The sequence below is a fragment of the Brevibacillus sp. FSL K6-2834 genome (assembly GCF_038592925.1).
Taxonomy (GTDB): Bacteria; Bacillota; Bacilli; order Brevibacillales; family Brevibacillaceae; genus Brevibacillus; species Brevibacillus borstelensis.
Genome location: NZ_CP151945.1, coordinates 555,146 through 581,725, shown reverse-complemented (window position 1 = coordinate 581,725; position 26,580 = coordinate 555,146). Strand labels below are relative to the sequence as shown.

Genomic DNA, 26,580 nt, shown 5'->3' with positions numbered 1-26,580 from the left:
ACCCCCAACTGCTGGTTTTGGCCAATCTATTCTTTCTACTATACGCTGTGGGTAATCTTTCTTACAACAAGCGATGTACTTTTAACAGACGACGTATGTTAACAGACTCTGTCAGAACGACAATTTCGTCGGCTTGCTTGCAATGCTACCGAAGCTTGTGGTACATTGGTATTGTTTCCTTGGAAACAATACTGAGGAGGAGGCTGCTCGACATTGGATGTGAAGGAAAGCATCTTCCAGCAAATTCTCGTTCTGTCTCATAAGCAGGAGGAGCGAAGAAAACAGAGACACGACCGATTGCTCGATGAAATCAACCGACTTGCTCCCGACTGTGCGCCATGCAAAAATTTGAGCCTCACCGAGCTGCACGTGATTCAATGCATCGGTCTCGGCGGCGATGCAAACGTGACGGCGATCTCTCAAAAAATCGGGGTGACGAAAAGCGCTGTTTCCAAAATCACGGCAAAGCTGCTCACAAAAGGACTCATCACGCGCTACCAGCTTCACGGCAATCAAAAGGAAGTCTATTTTCGGCTTTCACGACAGGGAGAAGCGGTTTTCTCCATCCATGAGCAGCAGCATCAAAACATCAGCAGCGAGTGGAAGGCGTTTCTGGGGCGGTACACCGCAGAGGAACTCGCCTTTTTGCACCGCTTGCTGCAGGATGCACTGGAACTGGCTGATCAAAAACAACGCGATGAATGACATTCGATCTTCGTCGCATTACTTTTGAACATATTGTTTCCTCGGAAACAAAAAAGGAGGAAAACAACCATGATACAAAAACAAACGGTTGGCTCGTCTACTATTTTATACCTGCTGGGGATTACGATTTTAATCGGTACCTTTGCCCAAAATCTATTCTTGCCGATTTTGACCGATATGCAGCAAACCTTCCATGCTTCCGCTTTTGCGATCAATCTGACCGTTTCCGTTTTTACGCTGATGCTTGCCGTGATGCAGCTCGTGTACGGCCCTCTGGTTGACCGCCTCGGCCGCCGGAGAGTCCTGCTTCCTGCCCTGCTCCTGTTTGTGGCCGCCTCCATCGGCTGCGCTTATGCCCCTTCTCTTGCCTATTTACTGTTCTTCCGGGCGCTCCAGGGTATCGGCTTTGCCGCGATTCCGATCGCAGCTGCGACGGTCATCGGGGACCTGTTTGAGGGGGCAAAAAGAGCAGAAGCGATGGGCACCTATCAAATGATGCTGGGATTGGGCCCGGCGCTTGGGCCGCTGCTGGGCGGCTGGCTGGGGGGACTTGGCGGACATCCGGTCATTTTTCTGTTTCTCGCTGTCAGCTCGCTGATTCTTTTTGGCGCCAACGCCTGGCTGCTCCCGGAAACCAGGCCGTCCGGCTTGTTGGCGACGAAAAAAGAGGGGCGACCGTTTGCCTCTATTTTGACCCATCCAGTGGGAGGAGCGATCATTTTTATCGCTTTTGCGCAAATGTTCACCTATTACAGTTTCCTCGTGTTCCTGCCTGTGCAGGCCACTCACTCCTTTGGACTGGATCCGAATGAGATCGGCGTATTGTTTCTGTGCATTTCGCTCGTATTCATTGCAAGCAGCAAAATGAGCCGTCTTCTGTTGAAGCGCTTCAGGCTTGAGCGCGCTTTGTTGATGACCGCCATCGCGAATGCCGCTGCCACCGTTCTCTTCATGCTGCTGGCCAACATATCGCTGACCGCCCTGATTTTCGGCAGCATGGCGTACGTTTTGACGCTGGGGATCGGCATGCCTTTGCATACGACGCTTTTGTCCGAGGCTTTCCTCAATGAACGGGCTACAGCCATCGGCTGCTACAATTTTGTCCGCTACATAGGGATGGCGGCGGGCCCCGTAATCGGTGCCTTCCTGTTCAAGCTGGGGGACAGCTGGCTGGAATTTGGCTTTGCCGGGCTGTTTATCGCCGTCTCTGCATGGGTTGGCTGGATTCGTTTCCACACCGCTTCAAATGTCGTCCGTCCCGGTCAGTAGTACTTGCCAAAAAATCCCCACTCGTCTTTGAGTGAGGATTTCTTTTTGCGGCAGCCAACCAATTATTTCGGCTCGCCGGCTGTTTGCTTGCCTTCCAGCTTCAGCGTCAGGTTTACGCTGTCTTCCTGGAAGCGGTTTTGATCATTGCCGTCATCTGCGAATTCAATACCCATGTAAATGCGGTCTGTCGTGTCAGGCGGCAGCGTGAGGAGCTTGGTAGCCCAGCTGCTGATATCCACTTGACCGCTGTCTTTCAGTTCCTTCAGCGATTTGCCGTTCAGCGGATGGACGATGACCCGCTCGGAGATCGGGATGCTCGGATCTGCGCTGGACAGCCAGTAAACCTTCAGGTGATTGTCGAGATCATCAGAGCCGTTGTCGCCGTTTTTGTCGGCTACCGTGTAATCTACGCTCATCAGCAGTTTATTGATGTCGATAGTCCCTGTGTTGGTGATGTCAAATGTTCTTTCAAACCAATCACCGGGCTTCATGTTTTCCACTTGGAAGACGGACTCGGCTGGTGTTGCGCCGATTTCCATTTTACCGGCGGCAAACGTATTGTCCTTGATTTCGCTTGTGGCATTGAACCATGCGAAGGTGCCTCCGCCGATCAGTGCCGCGCCAAGTCCTACGGATGCCAAGGTTACCGCAAATTGCTTTTTCAAGCTCATGTTTTTCTTCCTCCCACGCATTCATGATATTTATGATGACTTGAAGCCTGATACCAGAAAGAACTGCTATCAGCCCCCAAGGTATCACCGCGAGGGTGATTTACGGCTGCGGCTTTGCCGCCGTTTTCGCTTCCTCTTCCTTGATCATTCGCAAGAGCTTCCAGACCTGGCTGACGATCAGGTAGAGTCCGGGCAAGCCCAGCATCAGCAGCATGCCGAGTCCCGATCTGGCAAACTCGATAAAGTAACCGATGAGCGGAACGGAGTACTGCACTTTGCCGATAAACCGGTCTGGCGTGACCGGGGCTGTGTCCTTTCCGTCGTTGGCGTCGCCCTTGGTAATCAACTGGCCATCGCGTTTCTCGATGACGCGGTGCGTAATCGTGAGGCCTTCCGGGTCCTTGAAGGTAATGATGTCCTTTTCTTTGACCTCCTTGAAGTCGACCGGCTTTACCGCGACGATGCTTCCCGTGTTGAAGGCGGGAGCCATCGATCCGCTGAGCACGACCATGATCTGGTTGCCGAACAGAACCGTTTTCCCTCCGTTTATCTTGCTGACGAAGAGAAGACCCGTGATGGCGATGACCGCGATTAAAAACAGACTCGTCAGAATGGATATGCACTTTTTCAACAGGACCACTGGATGATCTCCCCGCTTTCCTTGGCGTTCGGCTGTATGCCGTTCACAGTTCTCATCTTACGGATTTTCCGTTTTCCCATCTTCCTGCGTCAGGGTGAACTTCCTGACTGTCCGGGATGATCCGAAGCACCGGAAAGTATGGCTGCATTTTCATACCGAGGGATGACCTTATCTCAGCTTTTCATGGTGCAGTGGAACGACGGAAACGACTTTTGGCATGAAAAAACCAGCGAGTGGTGACCCGCCGGTCTTGTTTGATCCGTTTCTGTTTGATCCGTTTACACTTTGTTTGAATGCACGCTGCTAAAGCACTCAGCCTGTCGAGGCTGGCAGACTCTCGCCGTCTTGGTTCGACGGCGGAGTATTGTCTTCTCCCGGGCTCGGAGGCGGCTGATCCTCGCCTTCTCCGCCTGGAGGCTGCGGCGTCTTTTCCCCTGTGCTCGGAGACTGAGGTTCTTCTCCTGTGTCCGGTGGCTGCGGAATTTCTCCTCCTGCTCCCGGCGGCTTCGGTGCTTCTCCCCCTGCTCCCGGCGGTTGCGGTGCTTCTCCCCCTGCTCCCGGTGGCTGCGGAATTTCTCCTCCTGCTCCCGGCGGCTTCGGTGCTTCTCCACCCGCCCCTGGCGGTTGCGGAATATCTCCTCCTGCTCCCGGCGGCTTCGGTGCTTCTCCCCCTGCTCCCGGCGGTTGCGGAATATCTCCTCCTGCTCCCGGCGGCTTCGGTGCTTCTCCCCCTGCACCCGGCGGAGGCGGTACAGGGGTTTCCGTCCCCGGCGGCGGAGAGCCCGGCGTGCCAGTCCCCGGTCCAGGTTTGGCGGGCGGAGGTGGCGGGCTCACCTCCACGACACTCGAGCTTTCCTTGTATTCCGTAACGACCGTCAACGGAATCACGTGCCGGTAAAAACCGCCCAAGGCTGTTATGTGCAGTTCCCCTTCCAGTGTTTCATGTTCGCGCTTGACTTGATCCCGTATATGGCCGATGCGAAACTCGATGCCGTTCCCGCCGCCTTCCCGGCTGATCTCGAGGCGCCCCTCCGGCTCACCCGTCACTTTCAGATTTTCCACGTCCAGATCGAGATGCGGACGCTGCGGCTTGAATACGAGCGTAAAGGTGCCCTCGTCGATGCTAATGTCTACATCGCGTTCCTCCGTGCTTTTTCCTGCTTCCGTCTTTACTCTGGTAATCGTTACGTGCTTCTCCACCTCTGTCACGAGGCGAATCGCTTCCGTTTCCGTTGTAAAGACGTCTTCATTGGTTCCCAGACTGACAGGGACTGTCTGCTTTTTCTCACTGGTCAAAAAGGCAACTGTACCTTCGAGGGGGAGGAGCGCGAAGATCAATGCGAAAGCCATGAGGCCCGACACCAGCTTTTTCACCATTCGTCCCCCCTATTCCGCAAAAATGGCATCCAGCGTGGCCTGTTTGGCCAGGAAGCGTATTTCCAGGTTCCCCTTCAGCGCTTGAAAGCTGTGATCTACGCCTTCCTTTGGCAAATAGACGGTGATCGCAAACGTCTTGCTTCGCTGATGGGGAGAGAAATGCTCTTCCGTTCCGTTCACATGCTTCAGCCCGGGCTGCTCCTGATGCAGCCCCCGGACCAGCCCGTCATAAATGACGCTGCCGCCGCTTTCAATCCGGATGCGCAGAACTTCCTCCAGCTTCTGCACGTCTTCCGGCTTGCCCGCTTCCTTCACCTCAGCCACAATCTTGTAGATAAATTCCAGATCGCTCTCTCCGCTGGAAAGGGTCGCCTCCAGCTGGCGGGCGTCTCCCGGGATCATCCGGGACAAGTCGACTGCCTGGTTGCCCCCTTCAATCACCCGCCACTTTTCGCCAAACACGCTGCTTGTAATGTCCAAAAGCCCGATGGCAAATTGGTTGCCTGTATCTTTGACCCCCTTCCACATCCAGCTATAGGTGCCGGCTGGCTGTACCCAAAGCGAGGCGGTAAGCCCCAGCAGAAAAATACCGCCTGCCCACTGTTCGGCAAGCCGCAGGCGTTCCTTTTTGGGTCTTTGTCCGCTTCGCCGCTCAATCATATTTGTTGTCTTCCAGGTAGAGGTCTGCCTTGAACAGATGGAGGGCAAGTTTCTTCGCATCCCCGTTCTCCTCGCTTGTCTCCTTGAATCCTTCAATGCCATCGCCCACTTGAACGCCGCCGCTGTCCACTGCGTATTTATTTACGTTGGCAAAGTCATTGCCGACGATCTGCACTTCGGTCTCCCGGTCGTTTGCTACGACCACAGCGTGTTGAACGCCCGAAAACGAATTGTTTGCGATGAATGCCCCTTTGATCGTCTGATCCAGCAAGATCGCTGCCTCGGCTCCGGCAAATGTGCTGTCTTTTACCGTCAGCCCCTCCAGCGTCTTCTCTCCGCTCAGATCGGGCATCGTCCGGATTGCCGCGTCGAACCGGCCGTCAAACGTGCAGCCGCTGAAGCTGACGTTGGAGCCGACGTACAAGCCTGTCCCGCTGCCTTCAAAGCGAATGCCTTCAAAAGCGGCGTTGCTCACCTGCAGCTCATCTGCCCGGACGACGACCTTGCCTTCCTTGCCGGGAGCCGCTTTCCACGTCACCTTTTCCGGCAGCTTCATGTCGGAAAGATCGTAGCTTCCTTCTTCGAGGATAAAGGTCAATCCCGTCACGCTGTCCTTTTCCGCTTCCTTGCTGGCCATCCGCAGCGTTTCCACCAGCTTGGTGCCGTTCAAATCCTGCGGTGTGAACGTCATGACAGGACCGCCCTGAGCAAAGTAATGGCCATTATCCTGCTGGGTAGCCAGGAAACCAAAGGTCACATCGGCCGACTTCTGCTGCACTTCATTTCCGGTGCTCTCCGGAAGGTATACGGAAAAATGCAGATCGTCGCTTTCATCCTTGGGCAGCTCCGGAATGATCACATTGGCCAAAGTAAGCTGGCTGACCCGCCCGTGGTAAAGCAGCTCGCCGCCTTCATTTTCCCTTCGCACTTCCACGACCAGCCGATCGTACACGATGTCGTCTCCGCCTTCCTTCTCAGCCAAAAGCGCGTATTTCACCGGGACATCACTCTGATTGTGGACCGTCAGCGTCTTTTCAAACCGGACTCCGGGCAAAAACGGCTGATCGTCGGCGGCTTGAAACCTGGCTTTCGTCTCTCCGAGGGAAATTTCCAGCTTTCCTGCCGCAAATGTACTGGAATCTTCCACTTGGCTCGTAAAGTAGGCGTACGTGCCAAAGCTGGTACTGGCTACGATGGAAGTCAGAACAGCCGTCCCCATCGCGATTCGCTTCCACGGCCAATTTTTGACCTGTTCCCACTTCATGAAAGTTCCCCCTCAATTGTCTCAGTTTGCGTACGCTTCGACCGACTCTGGCCCTTCCGATGCGAATACGCCAAAGCCACGATAAAGGCAGCCAATGCGGCGAGCAAGACAGGCGGCTTCCGAAGTCCCTCCTGGACTGCAGCCGCGTACGGAATGGTGACGACCACTTTGCCGACAACGCGGTCCGGATCGGTCCACCCTCCATCCTCACCTTGATTGGCGTCTCCTTTCGTTTGCAGATAACCGTTTTCCATTCGATGCACGATGCGGTGAGTCGTAAGGGAAAGGCCATTTTGCTCTTGCCAGTACGTAATGATATCGCCCACGCGCGGCTGCTCTTCCCCGTACCTGCGAACGATGACCATATCGCCGGCATTTATCGCGGGGGACATGCTTCCCGTAAGCACAGAAAGCACCCGCCAGCTGCCGATCCCCGGCATGCGGTCATCGTTTAAGCGGCTGGTTGCGAACAAAAAAAGATTGAGGATGACAAAGACGATCAGGATAAAAATACCGCTTCTCTTTCCCCAGCGAGCTGCCACGCCGATCACCTCTTTTTTTCATTTTACGCGGAAGTCAGGGGCCCATCTTCCATCGCCGGAAGGACTGCGCATACACATTGGGAGGAAGATTTTTATTCGCCGGGATGAGACGATCTCAGACTGAAGGATGAGGGAAACAAAAAAGCTTGCAGATCTCACCTCTCGGGGAGTGTTCGGCAAGCTGTCAGTTCAATTTCTTCTATTTTTCGGGGCGGCTGCACAGGACGAATGGGAACATACGAGAGGGTGGCCGGAGCGGCACGGATACGGGAAAGGTCTTTGCCGCAATAGGGGCAGATCCATTCGTACCGTTCTGCGCTGCTATACGATCGCTTTTGGCATTTCCCGCATTTCTTCTGCCACACTTGCCTTCCCTCCTGACCGACAGTTCATACGTTATGATTACCATTTATTTACACCATCTGCATCAGGCTTCAGGCTGTTTTCTCCTATCCTTCAGGCGGAGATTTAGCCAACCATCGGCGGGACATTGGAAACGGTGACGGGAAGGGGCATCTGTATCGAGCGCGAAAAAGCGCAAACCACACGCTCATCGTATACCGTTCCTGCCATCAGGCGGATTTGCTCGCAGGCTTCCTCCACCGTTAGCGGCTCGCGATAGGACCGGAAGGTGGTCATGGCCAGATAGCATTCCACAATCCCTAAAGCCTGTGCGAGCACTGGAATTTCATTCGCCTTCAATTGAGTGGGGTAACCGGTGCCATCGTAGCGCTCATGATGCGAATGCAGCGCAGCAACCACGCGCTGACAGGCCGGATCGTCCTTGAACAGCTCCGTCCCGATGAAGCAGTGCTCCTGAATGACCTGATATTCGTAAGTGGTCAGCTTGCCTTCCTTTTCAAATACATAATCAGGCCACTTGATCCGGCTGACGTAATGCAGGAGGGACAGCAAATTCACCTCCCAATCGCTCACCTTCTCCTCCGGAAACTCGCGGAGCATCCGCTTGATCAGCCTGCCCATCTGCTCGATCTCCCGGGAGCTGATCCGCGTTTTTCGCTCGACCGTGGGCACAAGCTCGTTTAGCAGGGTCATCGCGTATTCGCGTTTCCTCTCGTCTGCCGCCCGCCTGGCACCGCCGACCCATCTGTTCAGGGAGTAGTACCCGAGCCAAGCGCAGATGCCGCTTCCAGCCGCGAGCGAAAGGTGGGCAAACACATCCATCGCAGAAGCTTGCTCCAGTTTTACACCGAGTGAAAAAGCGTAGATCAAACAGCTCACGGTTCCCCATATAAGCAGCAACATCCGGTTGTGAAAGAATGTGAGATACAGCGGATAAATCAGAAAAATGTTCCACAATCCCGCATCATACTGCCGGTTGGACAGACAAAGAAACAACAGCAAGGCGATGACGAGAAAAGCGGACACGTGCGGTGATCTGGCGTCCGGCAGCACATAGCGCTTGTGCAGCAGGTAGACGGTCCAGGATACCGCTCCACCGATGACCAAGCCCATAACATGTACCCATGGAGAAGAGATGGCATTGGTTACTGCCAGAAGCACTGCAATCAGCGCATCGACCGTGACCAGCACAGCCAGCCAATAAAACATCCTGTCCGCCAGAAATTCGGTATGATTTCCTTTCCTCTTTCGCAGTTCCATGTAAGACCCTCTTTACCGTTTTTACAATCGGCTTTATTTGCTTATCTACCGCGGCACCCTGACCATGCCTTTTTTCAAACCGTACAGCACTGCTTGCGATCGATTGGGCTGGCCCGTCTTTCTGAGAATGCTGCTGACGTGGGTTTTGACGGTCGCCTCTGATATGTATAGCCGGTGAGCGATTTCCTGATTGCTGAGATTTTCGACAATCAATTCAAAAATCTCTTGCTCCCGCTCTGTAAATACGACATCGGCTTCTTCCTTGCGTCTCCGCTGGAGCTTGGATTGAAAGCAGGAATAGCCCATCATGACCATGTCCATGGTGTGAAGGATTTGCTCTGGTCCCGTGTCCTTCATGACGTACCCGTCTACATGGGAGTCCAATGCCCGAAAAACGTCCTCGCTTTCATCATAGGCAGTCAAAATCATCACTTTCAGCTCAGGCAGCTTCTCCTTCATCGATTTGCAGCTGTCGATTACGGAGATGCCCGGCATTTTCAGATCGGATATGATCAAGTCCGGCTTGCTGCTCATCGCCTTTGCCACGAGTTCGTCTCCGTTATTGGCTTCCTCAACCACTGTATATCGGGGCGAACTCTCCAGGATCATTTTCAGGCCCTCCCGGACGATCCGGTGGTCGTCCGCCAGCAGCAATCTTACCTTATCCATACATTTCCACTCCCTTTTTCGGTACAATCGCCACAATTTCGGTTCCTTCATTCGGTCTGGATTGAATGTGCAAGGTCCCACCCACTTCAGCAATCCGCTCTCTCATCCCCAGAAGCCCGTAGCTGTTCTTCAGGTCGGCCTTTTCTTCCGGCAAAAAACCGATCCCGTCGTCCTTGATGCGCACTGTGATTTGCAGGGAGGACGCCTCGACGGTCACCTCCAGACGGGACGCGGCGGCGTGTTTCACTACATTGGCCGAAGCCTCCTCCACCAGTCGGTAAATCGCATCGAGGATCGGCAGAGGTTCCTCTCCCAGCCTGCCGCGCGTCACAAAATCCACGTCAAGCCCGGTCCCCACCGTAATTCTTTTCAGCAATTGCTGGACAGCCTCGGTTATCCTTTGCGTCGGCCGGGCATCCCGCAGGTGTGTAATGTACTCGCGGACCTCGCTATGACACCACTGGATTCGCTCCTCCATCTGCTGCAGCCTTTCCAGAGAGCTCTCCCTCGCCTCCGGAGGCAGCGTCTGCTTGATTTGAAACAATTGGGCAGACAGGAAAAACAGTTGTTGCGCCAGCCCGTCATGCATATCCTGGGCCAGCTTTCGCCGCATTTCCCGATGGAGGGAACGCGCCATTTCATAGCGGACGCGATTTTGCTTCACGTGCTGGCAAATGACGACAGCCATCATCCGCAGCAGAAGGCATTCATAGCGGCTCACTTGCCGTTTGGGCGAAACCGAAAACAACAGGCATCCCACGGAACGGCCGTCCTGCCTAAGCGGCATGCAAGCATACGTGTCTTCTCTGCCTGTAAAGTCATGCAAAGGCAAAAGGGTCAAATGCTCCAGCCCTTCCGCTCCCAGATCGAGCAAGCGCTGAACAAAGTAGTCTCTCCGCCAGTTCCCATCTCCTTCCCGCTCCTCAAACAGACATAAATAGGCGTTTTCCGCGCGAAACATCCGTTTGACCGTCTTTTCCGCCTCATTAGTAAGATAGATATTCTGCTCCTTCTCCGACATCCGTCTCATAAACAGATATATTTGCAAACATTTGGAATAGGCCCCTTTCAGTTGTTTGATCATCGTAAAGACCCAATAAGACAGGCTGATCCAAAGCAATATGTCAAGCAGCAAGCGAAGGTGATCGAGATAGGGTTGCGGCAGCAGCAAATCGTGAGGTATCCATGCTTGAAGAACGAAGTAAGCGAGGAGAAAAAGGGCGGCGACCAGGAGAAACTGTTCCAATCGCAAAACAGCCGTCAGCCAAAGCAGCGTTGTATAGGCATACAGCATGAACGGACTGTTCGACTTTCCTGTCAGGACGATAAACAGCAGCGCCACTCCCAGATCGACCAATCCCAGAAAGAACCACGACTTCCGGGGGAGCGCGTACCAGAGCACCCCTGCATAGACGACAACCAGCCCCAAAAGGAGAAAATAAAACGTGTCGTGATTGGCTGACGACTGCATGTAGAAGGAAAAAAAGGAGAGAAACAAGACCCACTGCAAAAGATACAGCATCAGACGAATTTCTTTTAACAATTGGTTCATTCCGATTACCCTCAAAAGCTTCGTCAGAGTAAATATCGACTGATATGATGCAGACGACCTAATCGTATCCCAGTTTCCAGTCATTTACAACAAGTGTAAAATGTCGAACATCTGCTGATATTTCCAGTCTTTTCGACGGAACCTTACAGATTCGACGAAAAAGATCCGGCCAAATTTCGGTATTCGGTTTTTATTGAACAATTCATTCGGTAAATATAGAATATAAACAACTACGATTCGGAAAGGATGTCCATTCGATGAAGCTTTTGGATATGAGCTATGGCCGCAGCAGCTATCAGGTGACACTGCATTCTTCTCCTCTGTTCGAAGCAGCCTTGGGGATCGCGGCTGCTACTTATGATGAAATCCATCCTACTCTGGAAAAGCCGAGGGAGCATTGGCTGGCGATGATCGACGCTCTCCCGCCTGACGTTCAAACAGAGCTGTATTACGCGCAGCAGCATCATACATGGAAAACGCTTTTGCAGCTGCTGCATGCTCGCCCCTTTCCCGATCTCGCTGCATTCCTTTCCTATCTGGAAGGATTGCCCGGGCAGCAGCTTCGTCTGGAAGCATTGCCCTACCTCGGGAGAGAACGCGAGGATGCGCGCTATCTTGCGTCAACAGGAAACCGCCTAGCAGTGGCAGAACTCCTGCAGGCTTGTGCGGGCCACAAGTTTTTCCCCGCGTACATCTCCCATGTCTCCGAGGTGGATGCAAATGAATTGCGACGCCATTTGATAACGCTTTTCCGTGGCTGGTACAGCATCCACGTACGCCCGCAAGAAACGGAGCTGGACAGTCTCTTGCAGCGCGACTGCGATCAGAAGCGCGCCATGCAGCAAAAGCTCTCTCCGGAAGCGCTCGTCGAATGGGCGACAGGGGGAAAATACGAGCCCGAGCCTTCCGTCGCTCGCGTCCTGCTGGTTCCCCATACGCTGTACCGTCCGTGGACGATCCAGGCTGACGCTCCCGACACCAAGGTGTTTTATTACCCGGTCGCAGACGAAAACATGGCAGAGCAGGTCGATCCGTACCAGCCGCCGCATCTGCTCGTTCAGGCCTGCAAGGCATTGGGCGATGAACATCGCCTGCGCATCGTCAAGCATCTGGCAGAGCGCGCTCACAGCCTGCAGGAGCTGGCGGTACGGATGGACATGGCGAAGTCGACGCTCCACCACCATCTCTCCATGCTCCGCTCGGCCCGCTTGATCGAAATGGACGCCTCCAAATACCAGCTTCGGCGGACTCATGTCGACCAGTTCTCGCTTTTCCTGTCGGAATATCTGGACAAGGACTGCAGCCGATGAGGTCTTGGAAGCTGGGGGCGAACCCTTCATTTTGGCTGATTGTCTCGGGACAAGCCGTCTCCGAAATGGGGGCGAGCCTGGGAACGCTGGCAAACAGCTGGCTTCTGCTGGAGGCGACCGGTTCTCCCGCAGCAGTGGGCAGCATGTGGCTTTTGTACTTTCTCCCCTCGCTCGCCGTACAGTTGTTTATCGGACCGTATCTGGACCGCTGGGACCCGAAGCGAGTCATGATAGTTTCCCAATTGGCGAGAAGCGCAGCGTTTGCGTGCAGCTTTGCGGCTGCGCTGACGGGCTTGGGCGGAGTCTGGCCTGTCTACCTCACGTCTTTGGTAAACGGCCTGGTTCAACCGTTGTACGTCCCTGCCAGCCTGTCGCTCCTGCCCTCTGTCGTAAAGCCGGAGGCGTTGACCCGGGCCAATGCCACGCTTGACGGCACCTTGCGTCTGGCGATGGTCGGCGGCCCGTCGCTCGGCGGGCTTTTGATCGGCATTTTCGGCGGTACGGCAGCACTCGCTCTGACTGCGGCCGCCTTTGCCGCAAGCGGCACTCTTTTGGCTTTTTGCCAGAGCAGGTCTGTCAGTGAACGGGCGAAGCGGGAGGCCTGGATCTCGATGTTTGCCGAGGGTCTTCGTTTTTTTGGCAAAGAGCCGCTGCTTTTGCGTCTCGGAGTGCTGCTGTCATTTGTCCAGTTCGCCGTGGGGGTCCAGATGGTGCTGACCTTGCCTTATGTGGTGGACGAGCTGCATGGAACAGCTTCCCACGCCGGTCTGTTATTGGCTGGCTTCCCGCTGGGCTACGCCTTTGGTTCGATGCTGGTTCCAACCTTGTCCAAACGGTGGCCGCGTTCTGTCATCATGATGCTCTCCCTGCTCCTGGGCGGCACAAGCTTTGTCGCGCTGGCACTGGTCCACTCGATCTGGCTCGCCGTATGCATCGAAATCATCGCCGGCATCACAGCTCCCTTTTTCCATGTGCACAACACCAGCCTGTACCAGACAAGGGTTCCCCGGCAACTGCTGGGACGTGTGCTCTCTGTCCGCCTGCTGATTATTCGCGTCACGATGCCGCTCGGCGTCTGGCTGGGCGGACTGCTGGGGGAACAGGCGGGGATTCGCTTCGTCTATGCAGGTATGGGACTTTTGATCGTGATCGCCACTGTGCTGCTGCCTCTCCGGGCCCGCCTGCTCGAAGCCGGACAATGCGAGAGAACAGTCAACACCCCTTGATCAATCTATAAAATTTTATGAAAATTTGGCGATATCAGGATACTTTATTGTATAATGGATGACGAGTTGTTTTTTTGCAAAAACATCGGATAAAAAAGGGGTTTTTCTGAGAATGACACATCCAAAGCTGGAATCTTTGCTGGATACAATAAACAGAGTGATCGTAGGCAAGGAGGATCAGGTTCGACTCCTTTTGACGGCTATGCTCGCACGCGGCCATGTCCTGCTGGAGGACCTGCCCGGGATGGGCAAGACTGTTCTGGCCAAAACGTTGGCCCAAGCGATTGGCGGCACCTACAACCGCGTGCAGTTTACCGCAGACCTTTTGCCTTCGGACGTCGTCGGTCTGCATGTGTTCAACCCCCGCACCAATGAATTTGAGCTGCGCCGCGGACCCGTTTTTGCCGATGTGCTTTTGGCGGACGAAATCAACCGGGCGACGCCCCGTACACAATCCGGTCTGTTGGAATGCATGGAAGAGCGTCAAGTGACTATCGAGGGCGTGACCCTGCCGCTGCCGTCCTCGCTGCTGGTGATCGCGACCCAAAACCCGATTGAATCCGAGGGTACATATCCGCTTCCGGAGGCGCAGCTGGACCGCTTTTTGTTCCGTCTGGCGCTCGGATACGGAAGCAGAGAGGATGCGCGTGAAATTCTGCGGCGTTTTCGCGGCCAGTCTCCGCTGGAACAGGTGCATGCTGTCGTCAGCCCCGACGAGATCGCGGCCTTGCAGCGGGAGACGACGGCCATCCACGTCAGTCCCGCTGTCGAAGAATACGTCATCGACCTGACGGAAGCGACCCGGAATCACCGCTCAGTGGAAGTGGGACTCAGTCCGCGCGCCATGCTCGCGCTCCTGCGCTCCGCCCAGGCCGCTGCCCTGCTCGACGGCCGCAGCTATGTCCTTCCAGATGACGTCAAACAAGTATTTCCTCCCCTGGCGGTCCATCGCATCCGTCTGTCGATGGAAGCGGAGCTGCACGTCACCGAACAGGAAATCATCCAGGAAATCCTCCGGGAAGTCCACGCGCCGGTCGAAGAGGGCGTCTAAAGCATGAGCACGCGGCAGACGTACCACGGTTTGGGCTTTATACTTCTGATCTTTGCCCTGTTTTCAGGCAATTGGTTTCTTTGGCTGTTCGGCGGGTTCTTCTTTTTTATGTCCGGGCTCGCTAGCTGGTGGGCTAGAAACCTGACCCGGTGGGTGCAGGTGGAATGGTCTGCTGATCAAAGCCGGGTCATGCCCGGCACGCCGATCACCGTCCGGCTGCGGCTTCACAACCGTTCCTGGCTGCCGCTTCCGGGTACGCTGGTCCAATTTTCCCTGCCCGACCATGTTGTCCCAGAGCAGGCAGACGAGGTGGTGGAGCGAAATGCGCGAACCTGGATACGCTTTCGCTTTCATCTGCCGATGCGGAAAACCGCGGAGCGGACATTCGTGATCACTCCGCACAAACGAGGCGTGCTCTGGCTTGGCGAAGCCCAGTTTGAAACCATTCCGCTGTTTGGCGAAGAAGCGGAGGCTCTTGTGCTCCCCTTCTCCTTTTCGGTGCTCGTGTATCCGCTGCCGCTGCCCATTCCCCCATTGGATACGGGGACAAGCGAGCCGGAGGGCAGCCGTGTCACGCGAAGCCACCCGATAGAGGACGTTACCTTTTTGCGGGGCGTCAGAGCGTATTCCCCCGGCGATCGCCTGAAGCATATTCACTGGAAGGCGAGCGCCAAAACCGGACTCTTGCAAACAAGGCTGTTCGAGCCGACGGCAAATCCGAAGTGGATCGTGATCGGTCACATCCTGCCCTCCTACGAGCCGGTTCTGCAGAAACACAACGATGCCGTCAACGAACGGACTATCTCCGGCCTGGCAGCGCTGTCCGTCCTTTGCCGCCGACAATCGCTGTCCTACGAGCTGTTGCTGACGGTCCGGCAGCGCGGCCGGGAGCATTACCACCAGACTGCCGGAAGCGGCAAGGCGCATCACATCCAGATCATGACCCATCTGGCCAAGCTCCACCAGTACGCGCCGACATCCCTCGCCGCTGTCCTGCACCGGCTTGAGCAGCAAAGCGCCGCAGAAGCGCGAATCGTCATCGTGACCCCCCGGCTGGATGAACCGGCATTGGAAATGATCGAGCGGCTGACTCGGCGCGGCCATCACATCACGGTGCTGGACGTGTCGCAGGACCAGCCTGTCATTCGCCGTTACGGACTTGCTGCTGCCAATCAAAGGAGGGTGAGCTGCCGATGAGCCGATCCTTTCTGATCCGCCAGTCTTTTCTCTTCTGGCAGGAATCCGTCCTGGCCGCTGTGCTGTTGATGCTGATCGGCTGGCTTCCCTCCCTGCCGGGTAGCGTAGCCGGCTTTGCCTGCGGCGCCACTGCTCTTCTCGCTCTGGGCCTCTGGCTGTACGAGGGCGGCGGACGTCATATCATGCTTCACTTTTTGCTCTATCCGCTGGTGATTGCGGCTGGTGTTCTCGTGTACTATTTGTTTGGCTCCCTGCTGCTTGCCGCTCTTGCTGCAGCGCTATTTTTCTGGCGGGTCCATGCCCTCTCGACGCTCACATATACCCGGGCCACACTGCAGCGGCTGTTCGTGATCGCGCTCTGCATCTCGCTCTTCCATTTGGCGATTCTCGCCTTGTTCGGGTCGATGATGAAAGACGCGGTCTACGACGCAAAGCAGCTGTCCCCCGTTTTGGTGCTGATACTCGGCGGCTATTTGCTCTCCAGTATAGGTGAGTATTTGACGCGGCAGGACACGAAGGGAGCTTTTCCGCCGTCAGCGTATGCTGCATCTCTGGGCGGGCAATTGCTCGGATCGCGCCTGCTGCTGGCCCTTGGCTATACGGCGGTGACAGGTCTTTTGCTGCTTGTCTTGAGCTTCCTTTGGGGGGTTGCCAAAAAGCCGCTCGGCGACGCGCTCTACTGGTTGTTCGGGCCTGCTTTGCGAGCGGCCGGAAATTTGATAGAACAGCTAGCAGGCGCTCTGGGGAACAACCAAAGAGTGAATGACCTGATGAACGAGTCTACGGAAGCAACGGATGAACTCCCGCTGGACGAGATGGAGTTTGCCGGAGAGCCATTATTTTCGCTTTGGGAGCCGTATCTCATCGGGGGTATTGTTGTCGTTGTGGCGGCCTCGGTGGGCTGGGCGATTTGGAAGCGGAGACGGCGGACTGCAAGTCTGAGCGCTGCTGACATCCCCGTCCAGGCTGAAACCGCCTTGCAGGAACTGACCGATGAAGGAGCCAATGAAGGACGGCCGATCTGGAATTTGGACGAGCTGCGGAAAAAGACGGCAGGCCCCGAGGAAGACCCGGTTCGCTACAGCTACTACCGCTTTTTGCTGCACATGGCAGATGCCGGCTTGCGAATCGAGCCCTTCGAGACAAGCCAGGAGTATTTGCGACGCCTGCGCCGAGAGTGGCCTCATCCGGACGCGCTCGAATTGGCTGGACGCATCACGCGGTACTATGAGCAGTACCGGTATTTGGAAAAGCCGCTGTCTTCGGAGGAATTGGCCGACCTGCGGGATTGTGTGGAAACGATACAAAAGACTATGGAATAGGAAAGAGGGTGCCCGACTGGGACACCCTCTCTTTCATGCGTCTTCGCACCGTAGTATACCGGACTAATCGCCAAATGAAGCAAGGAATACGCCTCTCTTCCTCACGCGGGGTTTTCCTTTTCCCCGCCAAACCGGAAGTGACATCTAGGCGGCTTCTTCTGCCTCTCCATCCGATTTTTCCTTCGCTTTGTTCAAAATGACAATTCCCACGATAACAAGGACGAGCGCAACAACCTTGATCAGGCTCAGGCTTTCCTGAAAAGCGAACACCCCGATCAAAGCAGTCAAAGCCGTTCCTACTCCTGACCAGGTTGCATAGGCCGTGGAGAGCGGAATCGTCTTGAGGGCAAAGCTCAGACACGTAAACGAGGCCAAAAAACCGATGGCCACACCGATGGAGGGCCAGAGAACCGTAAAGCCTTCCGATATTTTCAGCATCGTAGAGCCGAACGTCTCCAGCGCTATCGCCAAGCTTAAATAGATCACACCTGTCACAACCGATAACCTCCCACTTATTTCGCAAGATTCAGCAGGACAATGCCAATGATCAGGATGGCAATGCCTGCGATCGCTTGCTTGTTTACTTTTTCTCTAAACAGGTACACGCCCACAAGCACGGTCAGAATCGTCCCGACGCCGCTCCAGGTCGCATACGAAAGCCCCAGCGGAAGTGCTTTCAGCGCCAGGGACAATGCATAGAAAGCCGCTCCGTAACCGATCACCACGCCGACACTCGGCAAAAAGCGCGAAAAACCGTTGGACAGCTTTAACATGGTAGAAGCGAATACCTCCAGGACAATCGCTGCCCCCAGAAATACATAGGCCATGATTCTTTTCCCCTCTCATTTGTGTACGTGCAATTCCAGGCCAGCTCCGCTCAATCCGATTCTCCCTTGGTGAGCTGGATTAATCTCGCGATGACTTTCGCTTTCATCTCGTCATTTACAGGATTGAACTGGAACATGTCGTTATACCACAGTCCATCCGCGACGAGGTAGATGATATTGGCTAACACAGGGTCGATCTGGTCTTCTCCGGTCTTGGCGTAGAACTGCAAAAAACAGTCCTCCAAAGGACGGAGCAGCTCTCGGTTCTCCATCACTCCACTGAACAATGCCGAATACAGCTCATTATTTTTTGACTTGTCGTCGCCCGTCAGCTTCAAGTACGTCCGAGTCCATCTTCCGCGAGGGTCATCGTCTTCATCGTAAATGGCTTGGAATTGCTTTTCGACTTGTTCCTTGGCATAGATGACGATGGCTTCGATCAAGGCTTCTTTGGTTGAGAAGTGATACAAAAGGCCTCCCTTGCTTACCTGGGCCTCCTTGGCAACGGCATCCAAAGTGAGCTGGGCTGCTCCTTCGGAAAGAATGACGCGAGTCGCGGCCTCGATTATGTCAACGCGTTTAGATGAACGCATATGTCATGCCCCCCTGTTTTGTCCACATCATTAGTGTACCGTCTGGACGGTTTAGTTTTCAACGTTTTTTTATCTATTCCACCTATCACCCTATCAAGACTGACTGGCTCAAGTGTTGTTCGAGGTCGAGGACTCGCTCACGTGTTGCTTATGTCCCGGACTTGTTCCCGTGTTGCTCAGGGCCTGGGCTCGCTCAAGTGTTGTTCATGCCCTGGGCTCGTTCGCATGCTGCTCATCTCCCGCCGCAGCTTCGCAAGGCTTCCGTTGACAGCCCCCCTTCCCGTGAATAATGTCTGTCTTCGCTTTTGCCATTTTTAAAAATGAATGAACCAAATGGTTAATGGAAGAGGAGAGGAAATCATGCAGGGCTTGCAGCAGTGGCTTGGCAAGCGGGTGACAATCTCTTACCTTCCCGCAAAAGCGCTTTTTCTCAGCCTGCACGTCCTCGCCAATCCCGACCACCACACCTCCCGTATCGGCCGGGTGCGCGAAAGCAGCCGTGGTTTCAAGCTGCGATGAAAAGGCCGCAAATGAGCCGTATAGCCTTGCCTTTGCCTTTACTTTGCCCTCCGTTTTTTTCAGACAAAACAGCCACCAGAGTCGGTGGCTGTTTGCTTTGTTTTCTTTCATTTGCTCGGGCTTTTTTCTGGCATAGCAGCTACCGGAATTCCTTCCGAAACAAAACGCGATCCTGTCCCTTGCCGTCATGGCTCACAAATACGGGCACGCCATCCACCTCGCCGTTCCCTTTTTCTATCTAAAATCCCATGCGCTCCTGATGGAATGCGGCGATCCTCGCGGGGTGTGGGGAAGAAGCTTTCTCCCGATCCGCCCCGAGCTCTTGCAGGCAATCCGCAAGAAGCAGCTCTCGGTCTTTACCTGTCACTTGCCCATGGACACCAGCCGGCCCATCAGTACTGGCGGTGCGATCATGGAAGCGTTGGAAGCCCAAACTATGCAGCCTTTCTGGCGGGAAGGAAACGGGCATGTCGGCATGATTTGCCGGGTAAAAGAGACGGATACCCCGTGTTTAATCGATCGTTTAACATCGATTTTCGCCATCTCCTGCGTTGACTTTGAGGGAAACAGCGAGAGAAGATTCAGTGCATTGCCATCGTTCCCGGCTGCGGGGATGTGGTCGACCGAATGCGTGAAGCGGAAGCGCTGGGCGCCGATGAGAAATCTGATGTGAAGCTTATTTCTCAGACACGGTGGTGGCTGTAGAGACTGGGCGGTTTTCCACGGGAATGGACGGCGGATCGAATCGTATAATGCAGCCCATTTACGTAAGATACTTGTTTGGCGATGATCACGGTATGGCTCCTTCCTGACACAGGTTGCCACATATTACCACTGCGGACGAGAACAAAAAAAGATAGCTCATTTCTTAGCCAAGAAGCAGAGCTATCCTGCCTATGTTTTTGTATGTAAGGAAGCTTTCTTTCGATTGTGCGAATCACCCGCCTTGCCGTGTGCGTCCGACCGGCAGCCTCTCCTTGGGCGTGGCCGTTTTTTCCAGCGGAAACCGCTTTTTCTCGGTCCGCTCGATCTGGGTGATCTGCGATTCGTGCACGATGATGTTCAGCGTCCCGTACTCCAGCCCCTCAAGAGCTTGCAAAATCATCTCCAGACGGGTGTCAACGGATTTTCCATGTCCTTTGTTCGACATACGTTCCACTCCTGTTTATGCCCGATTTGATTTGCTTTCTCGATTGCATGGTCGCGGGTTATCCGGACCTGGCGCGATTAAAGAAATGAATAATCTGCATTATTCATATCATATAAGTCGGATTTAAAGGCCAAAAAAGTACTACAACACCTTTTCCATCATCGTACACGAGCGTCTGCAAAAGACAATCGGAAGCTTTTTGGCTTTCGCCTGGCTCTTTACGTGACAAGACAGATTGTGATTGACGAAATCCGTAAACACTACGATCATTTTCGTATCAGCGGGGATGTTCACTTTGTACTGGGAATGTTTGCGTCCCGTGACGTGATAAATTTGCCGGTAACCGCGTCCGTGGAGCACATCGGTGATATTGCCCAAGCGGTCTCCGCCAATGACCAAAACTGCTGACATCGCTTCTCCCTCCAGACCTTTTCCTTTTTTCAATACCGTACAATCCGTTCGTGATTTCTGTTCGCTTGCTGTTCTCGTGTATTCCTGATCGTCAAAAGACAAGCAGAGCCCCTTGGTTGCGGGGAAACCTCCAGTTGTCCAGTCGGTTTCGCAGTGTTCGCGCGTAATTCCAAGTATTTTTATAGGTTTTTACATCATTATAAAAAGTTCGTTGTTGCCTGTCAACGGCTGTTTGTGGTGTGAACTGTTTCCGCTGGTAATTAATTGCAATTCATCGTTGTTTCGTGCTTTTAAAAATGGTGGGTGTTCGCGCGATAGTGGAGGAGATGAAACAGGGAGAAAACACTTCAGGTTCGGTGGGACACTTGCTGGGGGGCTGTACTGGCCGGCCCCATTTCAAAAGCGGAAGCCGCGTCCAAAAGCAGTATTTTCAAAGATGCGATTCAGAGTTGGACGCTAAGGGCAGCTTCCGCTTTTGGAATGGAGCCTGGGCGGTGTCCCAAAGACCTTCGCTGTTTTCTCCCTGTTTCATCTCTACAGCTTTTCGTTTTTACCGGTATTTTTAGAAGGAGAATCAAGGAAGACGCAAAAAAGAAAGACCTTCTTATTGGGAGAGGCCTGCAAAATACCTCTTTTGAGGTTTGCGGATCGGGTAACCCACACTATTTTTTACAAAAAAGGACTTTAACGAAAAATGCAGCCCATTCTCCTTTAAGAGGCGGGCTGCATTTTTTCTGCCAATTTTATCATCCGTTTTACATTTACGACGAAAGTCGTAAGTATTGCCTGTATTCGCATACGAAAGAGACCACGGTACTTGGCCTTGGTCATCCCATGATACCTTTTTAATTCAGCATTTTTGTGCTCAATAATCGATCTGCGACGAATACGTTCTTTGAACGTATCGCTGTTTTCAAACTCGATTTGCGCCTTGTAGGTTTCCGCCACGATCCGGATGGAGTAGGTCTTGCTCTTCGCTCCTGGTTTGAAACAGCCTTCCCTAAGTGGGCATGTCTTACATTTCTCCGTATCGAAGTAGAAAACGAGAGAACGACTTTTGCCACTCTTGCTTCCTTGGACAGCCTTTCGGATACTATGTTGTCCTGCCGGACAAATAACAAAGTCTGCATCCTTGTTGTACTCAAAACCTTCTTGCCTTAGCCCTCCGTTATGTACGATTGGGTTTAGTGGGACGACGGGTTGAATCTTCTTGGCTTTCATCTCGTCCAAGTTATCTTTACCCGAATATGCGGTGTCAGCAATCACTTCTTGTACTTCTATTCCTACGTCAAGCGATTGGTTCAAAAGTTGTTTGAATTGTTTTCCGTCATCCGTACTTCCTCCGGTGACCTCCACAGCCGTAATGATTTCTTCTTCGGTCATGGCAATATGCTCTTTGTAGCCAAAAAAGGATTTCGTATTACTCTTCCATCCAAAGCGTGCATCTGGATCAATGGCCGACATAATACCTTTATTGGCGAGGAGACGTTCGTCTTCCACGATGGCCTTGGCGATCTTGACCTTCTCCGAGATGGAACCCTCATGATCGGGTAACAAAGTCTCGACAGTCTCTCCAAGTTCCGCCAAGTAGTGAAGCATGATCTTCTCAGCATCCTCTTGATCTTTCTTCAACTCCGGTAACCGTGGGAGTTTCTTTTCGAGTTTTGGATGCTTTTTCACCACAACACGGAATAAGCGCTTCGCCGCATCCCGCAGTACTTCAAGCGGCTTTTGTTTTTGTGAAGCTGCCAGTGTATGGGTGGAATCCATGATGATCGTCTTTGACTTCACAAGTCCTTTTTCGATGCACTGACGTACAACTGATTTAAGCACCTCATCCACGGCTCCGGCCCCTAACCGATGATTACGAAAGCGGGATAATTGAGAGGGGTCAGGAAGGGGATCTTCTGGATTTAAACCTAAAAACCACTTATAAGCGAGGTTTACCTGCGTTTCCTGAATGATGCGTTCATCCGAAAGATTGTAGAGAACTTGTAAAAACAATAGACGAAACAGGAGTTCGGGTTCGTTAGCAGGTCTTCCGTAATGCTCACAATAAGAGGAACGAACCAACTCATGAATGAATGTGAAATCTACGATTTCATTGATTTTACGTAAAGGGTGATCCGCGGGAATTAGTTTATATAATTCGGCATGGAAGGATGCCGTGATTTGTTTAGAGGGCTGTAGCAATGGTTCCAACTCTTTCGTTTTCTTTTTATTGTACATCAAAACCCGGTGTCGAAGCGGCACTGGGTTTCAGCCTGTTGAAAACCTACTGTTTCGGAGGAGAAGCATGTTTCCAGGCGGAGCGACTAGCGGAGTCCAGCCGAGCGGAACAGCGAAGCCCGGGGAGACAGAAGCGCAATCCATGAGTAACCTTCGGAGCTGCGCGCCGTTTTGCGCTTCCCCCGGGATCGCTGTGGAGCGGACAGTTTCACATCCTTGCAGGACGTAGACCGGAGCGCAGATCGGAAACATGCTTCTCCCCACTACAGCTACATTCTCGATACTTAAAACCCCAGTACCTAAGGGCACTAGGGTTACGGTTTACAGATATTAGGTGGACTTTTGCAGGACTCTCTTATTGGGAAGGCCTTTCCTTGCTTCTTGTTTCTTTAGACTTTTATTCATCTGCTTGTGGAAACAAAGCTTCGTTCCGATATCGCAACGGGTCGGTCACGCCAATCGTTTTTGCTTTGTTTATCTAACTGAGACAAAACAGCATTCCTTAAAAAGCCCGTCCGTATTGCTTTGGAGGCACGAGTTCGCCGTTTAGCTGCTTGATCGCGTGCAGCGCCCAGTACGGGTCGCGGAGCATAGCGCGGCCGACGGCGACCAGATCGGCGTCACCGTTGCCCAGCGTCGCTGCGGCAAGATGGGGGTCGTCGAGGATGCCTACGGCGATGACCGGGACGTCAAGCGCTTCCTTGATCGCACGGGCCATCGGGACCTGGTAGCCGGGATGGATGCCGGGGCGGCCACCCGAACCAATCGGGCCTTCTCCGCCGCTGGTGATGTGGAAGATGTCCACGCCCGCCTCCCGGTAACGCCGGCAAAGCTCGGTGCTGTATTCCAATCCGTAGCCGCCGTCGATATACTCGACTGCCGATATCCGCATGATCAGCGGCATTTCCGGCGGCAGCACGCTTTTGACAGCCTGAATGACTTCGATGCCGAACAGCGCGGGGTCCTGGCCGTACTCGTCGCTCCGCTTGTTGGTAGCCGGGGAGTGGAACTGGTGGATCAAATAGCCGTGCGCCCCGTGCAGCTCGATGGTGTCTACGCCAGCTTCGACAGCCCGCCGCGCTGCATCGCGGAACAGCCCGACCATTTCCTTCACCTCGTCCGTGGTGAGGGCACGCGGCGTCTTGAACTGATCGCTGAATGCGATAGGCGACGGTGCGACAGGCACTTCCGCATCCTGCGCCTTGCGTCCAGCATGAGCGATCTGGATGCCGATCTTCGTTCCGTATTTCTGCACTTCGGAGATGATTCTTGCGAAGGCGGGAACTTGCTCGTCAGACCACAGGCCGAGATCGTAATCGGTAATCCGTCCGTCCGGGTCCACATCGGTCATTTCCATGATGATCAGTCCGGTACCGCCGACAGCCCGGGATACGTAGTGGACGAAATGCCAATCGTTCGGCGCGCCGTCCTTGGCCTCTACGGAATACTGGCACATCGGGGGCATGACGATACGGTTTTTGAGCGACAACCCTTTGTACTGAAATGGGGAATCCAGCTTGATCATAGCCATACTGTTAGCTCCAGCTCCTTCCTTTTCTTTCGGTACGTTTATCATCTCAAAAGCGCCCCCGATTGGCAAAGCTTCTTGACACTTTCGTTGCAGTTTTGACAGGAAGAGACACCCGATACAACTGGTGCGGCCTTCCGCCATTCTCTGATGGCCCGCCATTTTCCTCAATCAAGAAAAACAAAAGCCCACAAGCCGAAGCGTTCCGACTTGCGGGCAGTCCAGTGCTCCTCATTCATACAGATCTTCTGTAATGAGAACAACCTCGCCGAGGTGGCCTGGATTGTCAGGAGAGTCGCTTTTCATCTCAAGCAGATAAAAGCCGTCCACATATGTAAAGGAAGCGGAGACGGCGTCCTTTTTTGCCGGCACGCCTGCCGAATTGACCGTCAGCCCCAACGCTCCCATCACCTTCATGATATCATCCGGATATTTGTAAGGCGCTCCCTTCTCTATCGACAGCTTAATCCGCACGGCTTTCCCGTCCATAAATATGACGCTGATCGTCCCGATTCCAACCGTATAATCATTTTGTCTGTACGGCATCTGCTTTTCTGTGGACGTCAGTATCCTTTCGCCATTCTCGGATTGAATCGGTGTCCCCAGTACTGCGGAAACCTCTTCTTCCGTCTTGCCCGCAATTAATGTAATATCAAATAGTCCCGTTGCTGCATTTTCAATTTGACCAGGTTCGCTGCCGGCTGCGGCAGCCCCCGTGCCCTGCTCTGGATTGGCACCCGGCTTAGCAGTATCCGGTACGGGTGTTTCCTTTGCTTCCTGCTGTCCCTGGACGGATGCGGTCCTTTGATCAAACACATCCTGAGGCTGCGTCTTCTCTGTGGTACAGCCCGCTAGAATTGCGATAGCCACTATTAGGTATGCAATCTGTTTCATGACAACCCCCTTCCGCCTCCCCTTCATTATACGCCATCCGAGCTGAATTCACTATTTTCTGTAAATAAATATCATAGACAAACATAAAAAAAGCTTCCATTGAAGCTCTTCGAAGAAGCAGATTCTTCGTTACAGGAAGCGAAAAAACCCCCTTGGGCAACCTGTATGGCCGCCTTTCGGGGGTCGTCAAAAACTTTTCCTATTTCCTTTATTCCGGTATGGAACCGATATAGTTGGACTGCGGGCGGATAATCCGGTTGTTGCTCGCCTGCTCCAGGACGTGAGCGCTCCAGCCTACCACACGGCTCACGGCGAAGGTCGGCGTGAACAGGAAGTCATCCAGGCCCACGGCACGCATCACTGCTGCGGCAAAAAACTCTACGTTGGTATGCAGCTTGCGGCCCGGTTTATATTCGTCCAAAAGCTTCAAGCCGACTTGTTCCACGTGGGTCGCCAGGTCAAACCACGGATCGTCGGCAGAGAGCTGGGAAGCTACCACGCGAAGCGCTGTCGCCCGTGGATCGATTGTCTTGTAAACGCGATGGCCAAAGCCCATCAAACGCTCGCCGTTTTCCAGCTTGGCGCGGAGCCAAGGCTCTGCGTTTTCCTTCGTGCCGATGGCTTCGATCATTTCCGTTACTTCAGAAGGAGCGCCGCCATGCAGCGGTCCTTTCAATGCGCCGATTGCCGCTGTGATCGAAGAGATCAGGTCCGATTGAGTCGAGGCGACGACTCGTCCGGAGAATGTCGATGCGTTCATGCCATGCTCCTGGGTGAGGATCAGGTAGGCATCCAGGGCCCGGACATGCGCCGGACTCGGCTCCTGACCTTTCAGCATATACAGGTAGTTGGCTGTATGATTCAGGTCCTGGCGGGGATTGAGCGGTTCGCGTCCAGCCAGGCGGGCAAAGCGGTGAGCGACGATTGTCGGCATTTTCGCGGTCAGAGAAATCACCTGATCGAGGCTTGGCGGCCATGCGTGATCGGGAGCAGCCAGCGCAGAGACGCCGGTCCTCAGCACACTCATCATATCGACATCCGCAGGTATCAGATCGAGAATGCCTTTTACATGTGCAGGCAGTTCCCGGTTGGCCTTCATTTTGTCTTGCAGCTCGGCAAGCTCCTGTGCGCTCGGCAGGTGCCCGTACCAGAGCAGGTGAGCGACTTCCTCAAAGGTGTGATGAATCGCCAGATCCCGCGCCCAGTGGCCGCGGTAAACCAGGAGTCCGTTTTGGCCATCCACCAGACTTAAATCCGTTTCGGCTACGGCAATCCCGTCTAAACCGATTGCTAACGTATGTGTTGTCATGATCACCACTCCTTTTTTCTCCGTATCTTTCCCTTAAGTATA

The 26,580-nt window shown here is 53.9% G+C and carries 27 protein-coding genes; 8 read left to right on the top strand and 19 right to left on the bottom strand.

The annotated features are described in order from the left end of the window. Positions 1-219: 219 nt before the first annotated feature. Both NST96_RS03055 and NST96_RS03050 read left to right on the top strand, forming a co-directional pair. Positions 220-705, top strand: coding sequence for a MarR family transcriptional regulator (locus tag NST96_RS03055; protein ID WP_227277770.1), 486 nt, complete (start codon positions 220-222; stop codon positions 703-705). Between the two features lie 69 nt (positions 706-774). Then, the gene (locus tag NST96_RS03050) at positions 775-1,974 is read left to right on the top strand and encodes an MFS transporter (RefSeq protein WP_024983352.1); all 1,200 of its coding nucleotides are present in this window, start codon (positions 775-777) and stop codon (positions 1,972-1,974) included. A 62-nt stretch (positions 1,975-2,036) separates the two neighbouring features. Here NST96_RS03050 and NST96_RS03045 read toward each other — a convergent pair whose 3' ends face one another. From NST96_RS03045 to NST96_RS03005, 9 genes are all read right to left on the bottom strand, one after another. Then, entirely contained in the window at positions 2,037-2,645 is a 609-nt protein-coding gene (locus NST96_RS03045) for a TasA family protein (protein ID WP_003389845.1), read from the bottom strand. Between the two features lie 100 nt (positions 2,646-2,745). Next, positions 2,746-3,285 (bottom strand): signal peptidase I, encoded by a 540-nt coding sequence (locus tag NST96_RS03040; RefSeq protein WP_003389846.1) that lies wholly within the window; start codon positions 3,283-3,285, stop codon positions 2,746-2,748. Between the two features lie 312 nt (positions 3,286-3,597). Next, complete coding sequence (locus tag NST96_RS03035) at positions 3,598-4,659, bottom strand: hypothetical protein (protein WP_342405541.1); 1,062 nt, start codon at positions 4,657-4,659, stop codon at positions 3,598-3,600. A gap of 12 nt (positions 4,660-4,671) precedes the next feature. Then, entirely contained in the window at positions 4,672-5,322 is a 651-nt protein-coding gene (locus tag NST96_RS03030; RefSeq protein WP_039070411.1) for a hypothetical protein, read from the bottom strand. Further along, positions 5,315-6,586, bottom strand: a complete 1,272-nt coding sequence (locus tag NST96_RS03025; RefSeq protein WP_342405540.1) for a TasA family protein — start codon at positions 6,584-6,586, stop codon at positions 5,315-5,317. Before NST96_RS03025 ends, NST96_RS03030 begins: the two co-directional genes overlap by 8 nt. Beyond that, complete coding sequence (locus NST96_RS03020) at positions 6,583-7,128, bottom strand: signal peptidase I (RefSeq protein WP_003389850.1); 546 nt, start codon at positions 7,126-7,128, stop codon at positions 6,583-6,585. Before NST96_RS03020 ends, NST96_RS03025 begins: the two co-directional genes overlap by 4 nt. Before the next feature lie 468 nt (positions 7,129-7,596). After that, positions 7,597-8,751: an HD domain-containing phosphohydrolase gene (locus NST96_RS03015; RefSeq protein ID WP_342405539.1), complete on the bottom strand. Its 1,155-nt coding sequence runs from the start codon at positions 8,749-8,751 to the stop codon at positions 7,597-7,599. 45 nt (positions 8,752-8,796) lie between these two features. Beyond that, positions 8,797-9,420, bottom strand: coding sequence for a response regulator transcription factor (locus tag NST96_RS03010; protein ID WP_024983347.1), 624 nt, complete (start codon positions 9,418-9,420; stop codon positions 8,797-8,799). Beyond that, complete coding sequence (locus NST96_RS03005; RefSeq protein ID WP_039070406.1) at positions 9,413-10,972, bottom strand: sensor histidine kinase; 1,560 nt, start codon at positions 10,970-10,972, stop codon at positions 9,413-9,415. The genes NST96_RS03010 and NST96_RS03005 overlap by 8 nt, the downstream gene beginning before the upstream one ends. Before the next feature lie 257 nt (positions 10,973-11,229). Between NST96_RS03005 and NST96_RS03000 the strand changes: the two genes are divergently transcribed. From NST96_RS03000 to NST96_RS02980, 5 genes are all read left to right on the top strand, one after another. Continuing rightward, positions 11,230-12,282, top strand: a complete 1,053-nt coding sequence (locus NST96_RS03000) for a metalloregulator ArsR/SmtB family transcription factor (protein ID WP_342405538.1) — start codon at positions 11,230-11,232, stop codon at positions 12,280-12,282. Beyond that, entirely contained in the window at positions 12,279-13,508 is a 1,230-nt protein-coding gene (locus NST96_RS02995; RefSeq protein WP_003389856.1) for an MFS transporter, read from the top strand. The genes NST96_RS03000 and NST96_RS02995 overlap by 4 nt, the downstream gene beginning before the upstream one ends. Before the next feature lie 112 nt (positions 13,509-13,620). After that, positions 13,621-14,559, top strand: a complete 939-nt coding sequence (locus NST96_RS02990; protein ID WP_003389857.1) for a MoxR family ATPase — start codon at positions 13,621-13,623, stop codon at positions 14,557-14,559. 3 nt (positions 14,560-14,562) lie between these two features. Continuing rightward, on the top strand, positions 14,563-15,756 hold the full coding sequence (locus NST96_RS02985) for a DUF58 domain-containing protein (RefSeq protein ID WP_003389858.1): 1,194 nt from the start codon (positions 14,563-14,565) through the stop codon (positions 15,754-15,756). Then, positions 15,753-17,078 (top strand): DUF4129 domain-containing protein, encoded by a 1,326-nt coding sequence (locus tag NST96_RS02980; protein ID WP_039070403.1) that lies wholly within the window; start codon positions 15,753-15,755, stop codon positions 17,076-17,078. Before NST96_RS02985 ends, NST96_RS02980 begins: the two co-directional genes overlap by 4 nt. A 144-nt stretch (positions 17,079-17,222) precedes the next feature. Here NST96_RS02980 and NST96_RS02975 read toward each other — a convergent pair whose 3' ends face one another. From NST96_RS02975 to NST96_RS02960, 4 genes are all read right to left on the bottom strand, one after another. Continuing rightward, positions 17,223-17,573: a multidrug efflux SMR transporter gene (locus tag NST96_RS02975; RefSeq protein WP_003389860.1), complete on the bottom strand. Its 351-nt coding sequence runs from the start codon at positions 17,571-17,573 to the stop codon at positions 17,223-17,225. 17 nt (positions 17,574-17,590) lie between these two features. After that, positions 17,591-17,905, bottom strand: coding sequence for an SMR family transporter (locus NST96_RS02970; RefSeq protein ID WP_003389861.1), 315 nt, complete (start codon positions 17,903-17,905; stop codon positions 17,591-17,593). A 50-nt stretch (positions 17,906-17,955) separates the two neighbouring features. Further along, positions 17,956-18,498, bottom strand: coding sequence for a TetR/AcrR family transcriptional regulator (locus NST96_RS02965; protein WP_003389862.1), 543 nt, complete (start codon positions 18,496-18,498; stop codon positions 17,956-17,958). Positions 18,499-18,702: 204 nt separating this feature from the next. Continuing rightward, positions 18,703-19,128 carry a hypothetical protein gene (locus NST96_RS02960; RefSeq protein WP_141334161.1) on the bottom strand — a complete coding sequence of 142 codons (426 nt, stop codon included), beginning with the start codon at positions 19,126-19,128 and terminating at the stop codon, positions 18,703-18,705. Positions 19,129-19,204: 76 nt separating this feature from the next. Here NST96_RS02960 and NST96_RS02955 point away from each other — a divergent pair, with 76 nt between their 5' ends. Then, the gene (locus NST96_RS02955; protein WP_122958070.1) at positions 19,205-19,690 is read left to right on the top strand and encodes a hypothetical protein; all 486 of its coding nucleotides are present in this window, start codon (positions 19,205-19,207) and stop codon (positions 19,688-19,690) included. A gap of 264 nt (positions 19,691-19,954) precedes the next feature. On the opposite strand, the gene NST96_RS02950 is transcribed toward NST96_RS02955, so the two are convergent. The 6 genes from NST96_RS02950 to NST96_RS02925 all read right to left on the bottom strand — a co-directional run bounded on the left by NST96_RS02950 (position 19,955) and on the right by NST96_RS02925 (position 26,538). Then, positions 19,955-20,167, bottom strand: coding sequence for a YezD family protein (locus NST96_RS02950; RefSeq protein WP_024983341.1), 213 nt, complete (start codon positions 20,165-20,167; stop codon positions 19,955-19,957). A gap of 141 nt (positions 20,168-20,308) precedes the next feature. Then, positions 20,309-20,680: a DUF2325 domain-containing protein gene (locus tag NST96_RS02945; RefSeq protein ID WP_340700953.1), complete on the bottom strand. Its 372-nt coding sequence runs from the start codon at positions 20,678-20,680 to the stop codon at positions 20,309-20,311. A gap of 609 nt (positions 20,681-21,289) precedes the next feature. Next, the gene (locus NST96_RS02940; protein ID WP_342405537.1) at positions 21,290-22,807 is read right to left on the bottom strand and encodes an IS1182 family transposase; all 1,518 of its coding nucleotides are present in this window, start codon (positions 22,805-22,807) and stop codon (positions 21,290-21,292) included. 502 nt (positions 22,808-23,309) lie between these two features. After that, positions 23,310-24,332, bottom strand: a complete 1,023-nt coding sequence (locus NST96_RS02935; protein WP_003389870.1) for an NADH:flavin oxidoreductase/NADH oxidase — start codon at positions 24,330-24,332, stop codon at positions 23,310-23,312. 234 nt (positions 24,333-24,566) lie between these two features. Continuing rightward, positions 24,567-25,229, bottom strand: a complete 663-nt coding sequence (locus NST96_RS02930) for a hypothetical protein (protein ID WP_251255483.1) — start codon at positions 25,227-25,229, stop codon at positions 24,567-24,569. Between the two features lie 208 nt (positions 25,230-25,437). Further along, positions 25,438-26,538 carry a citrate synthase/methylcitrate synthase gene (locus NST96_RS02925; protein WP_024983337.1) on the bottom strand — a complete coding sequence of 367 codons (1,101 nt, stop codon included), beginning with the start codon at positions 26,536-26,538 and terminating at the stop codon, positions 25,438-25,440. Between the last annotated feature and the right edge of the window lie 42 nt (positions 26,539-26,580).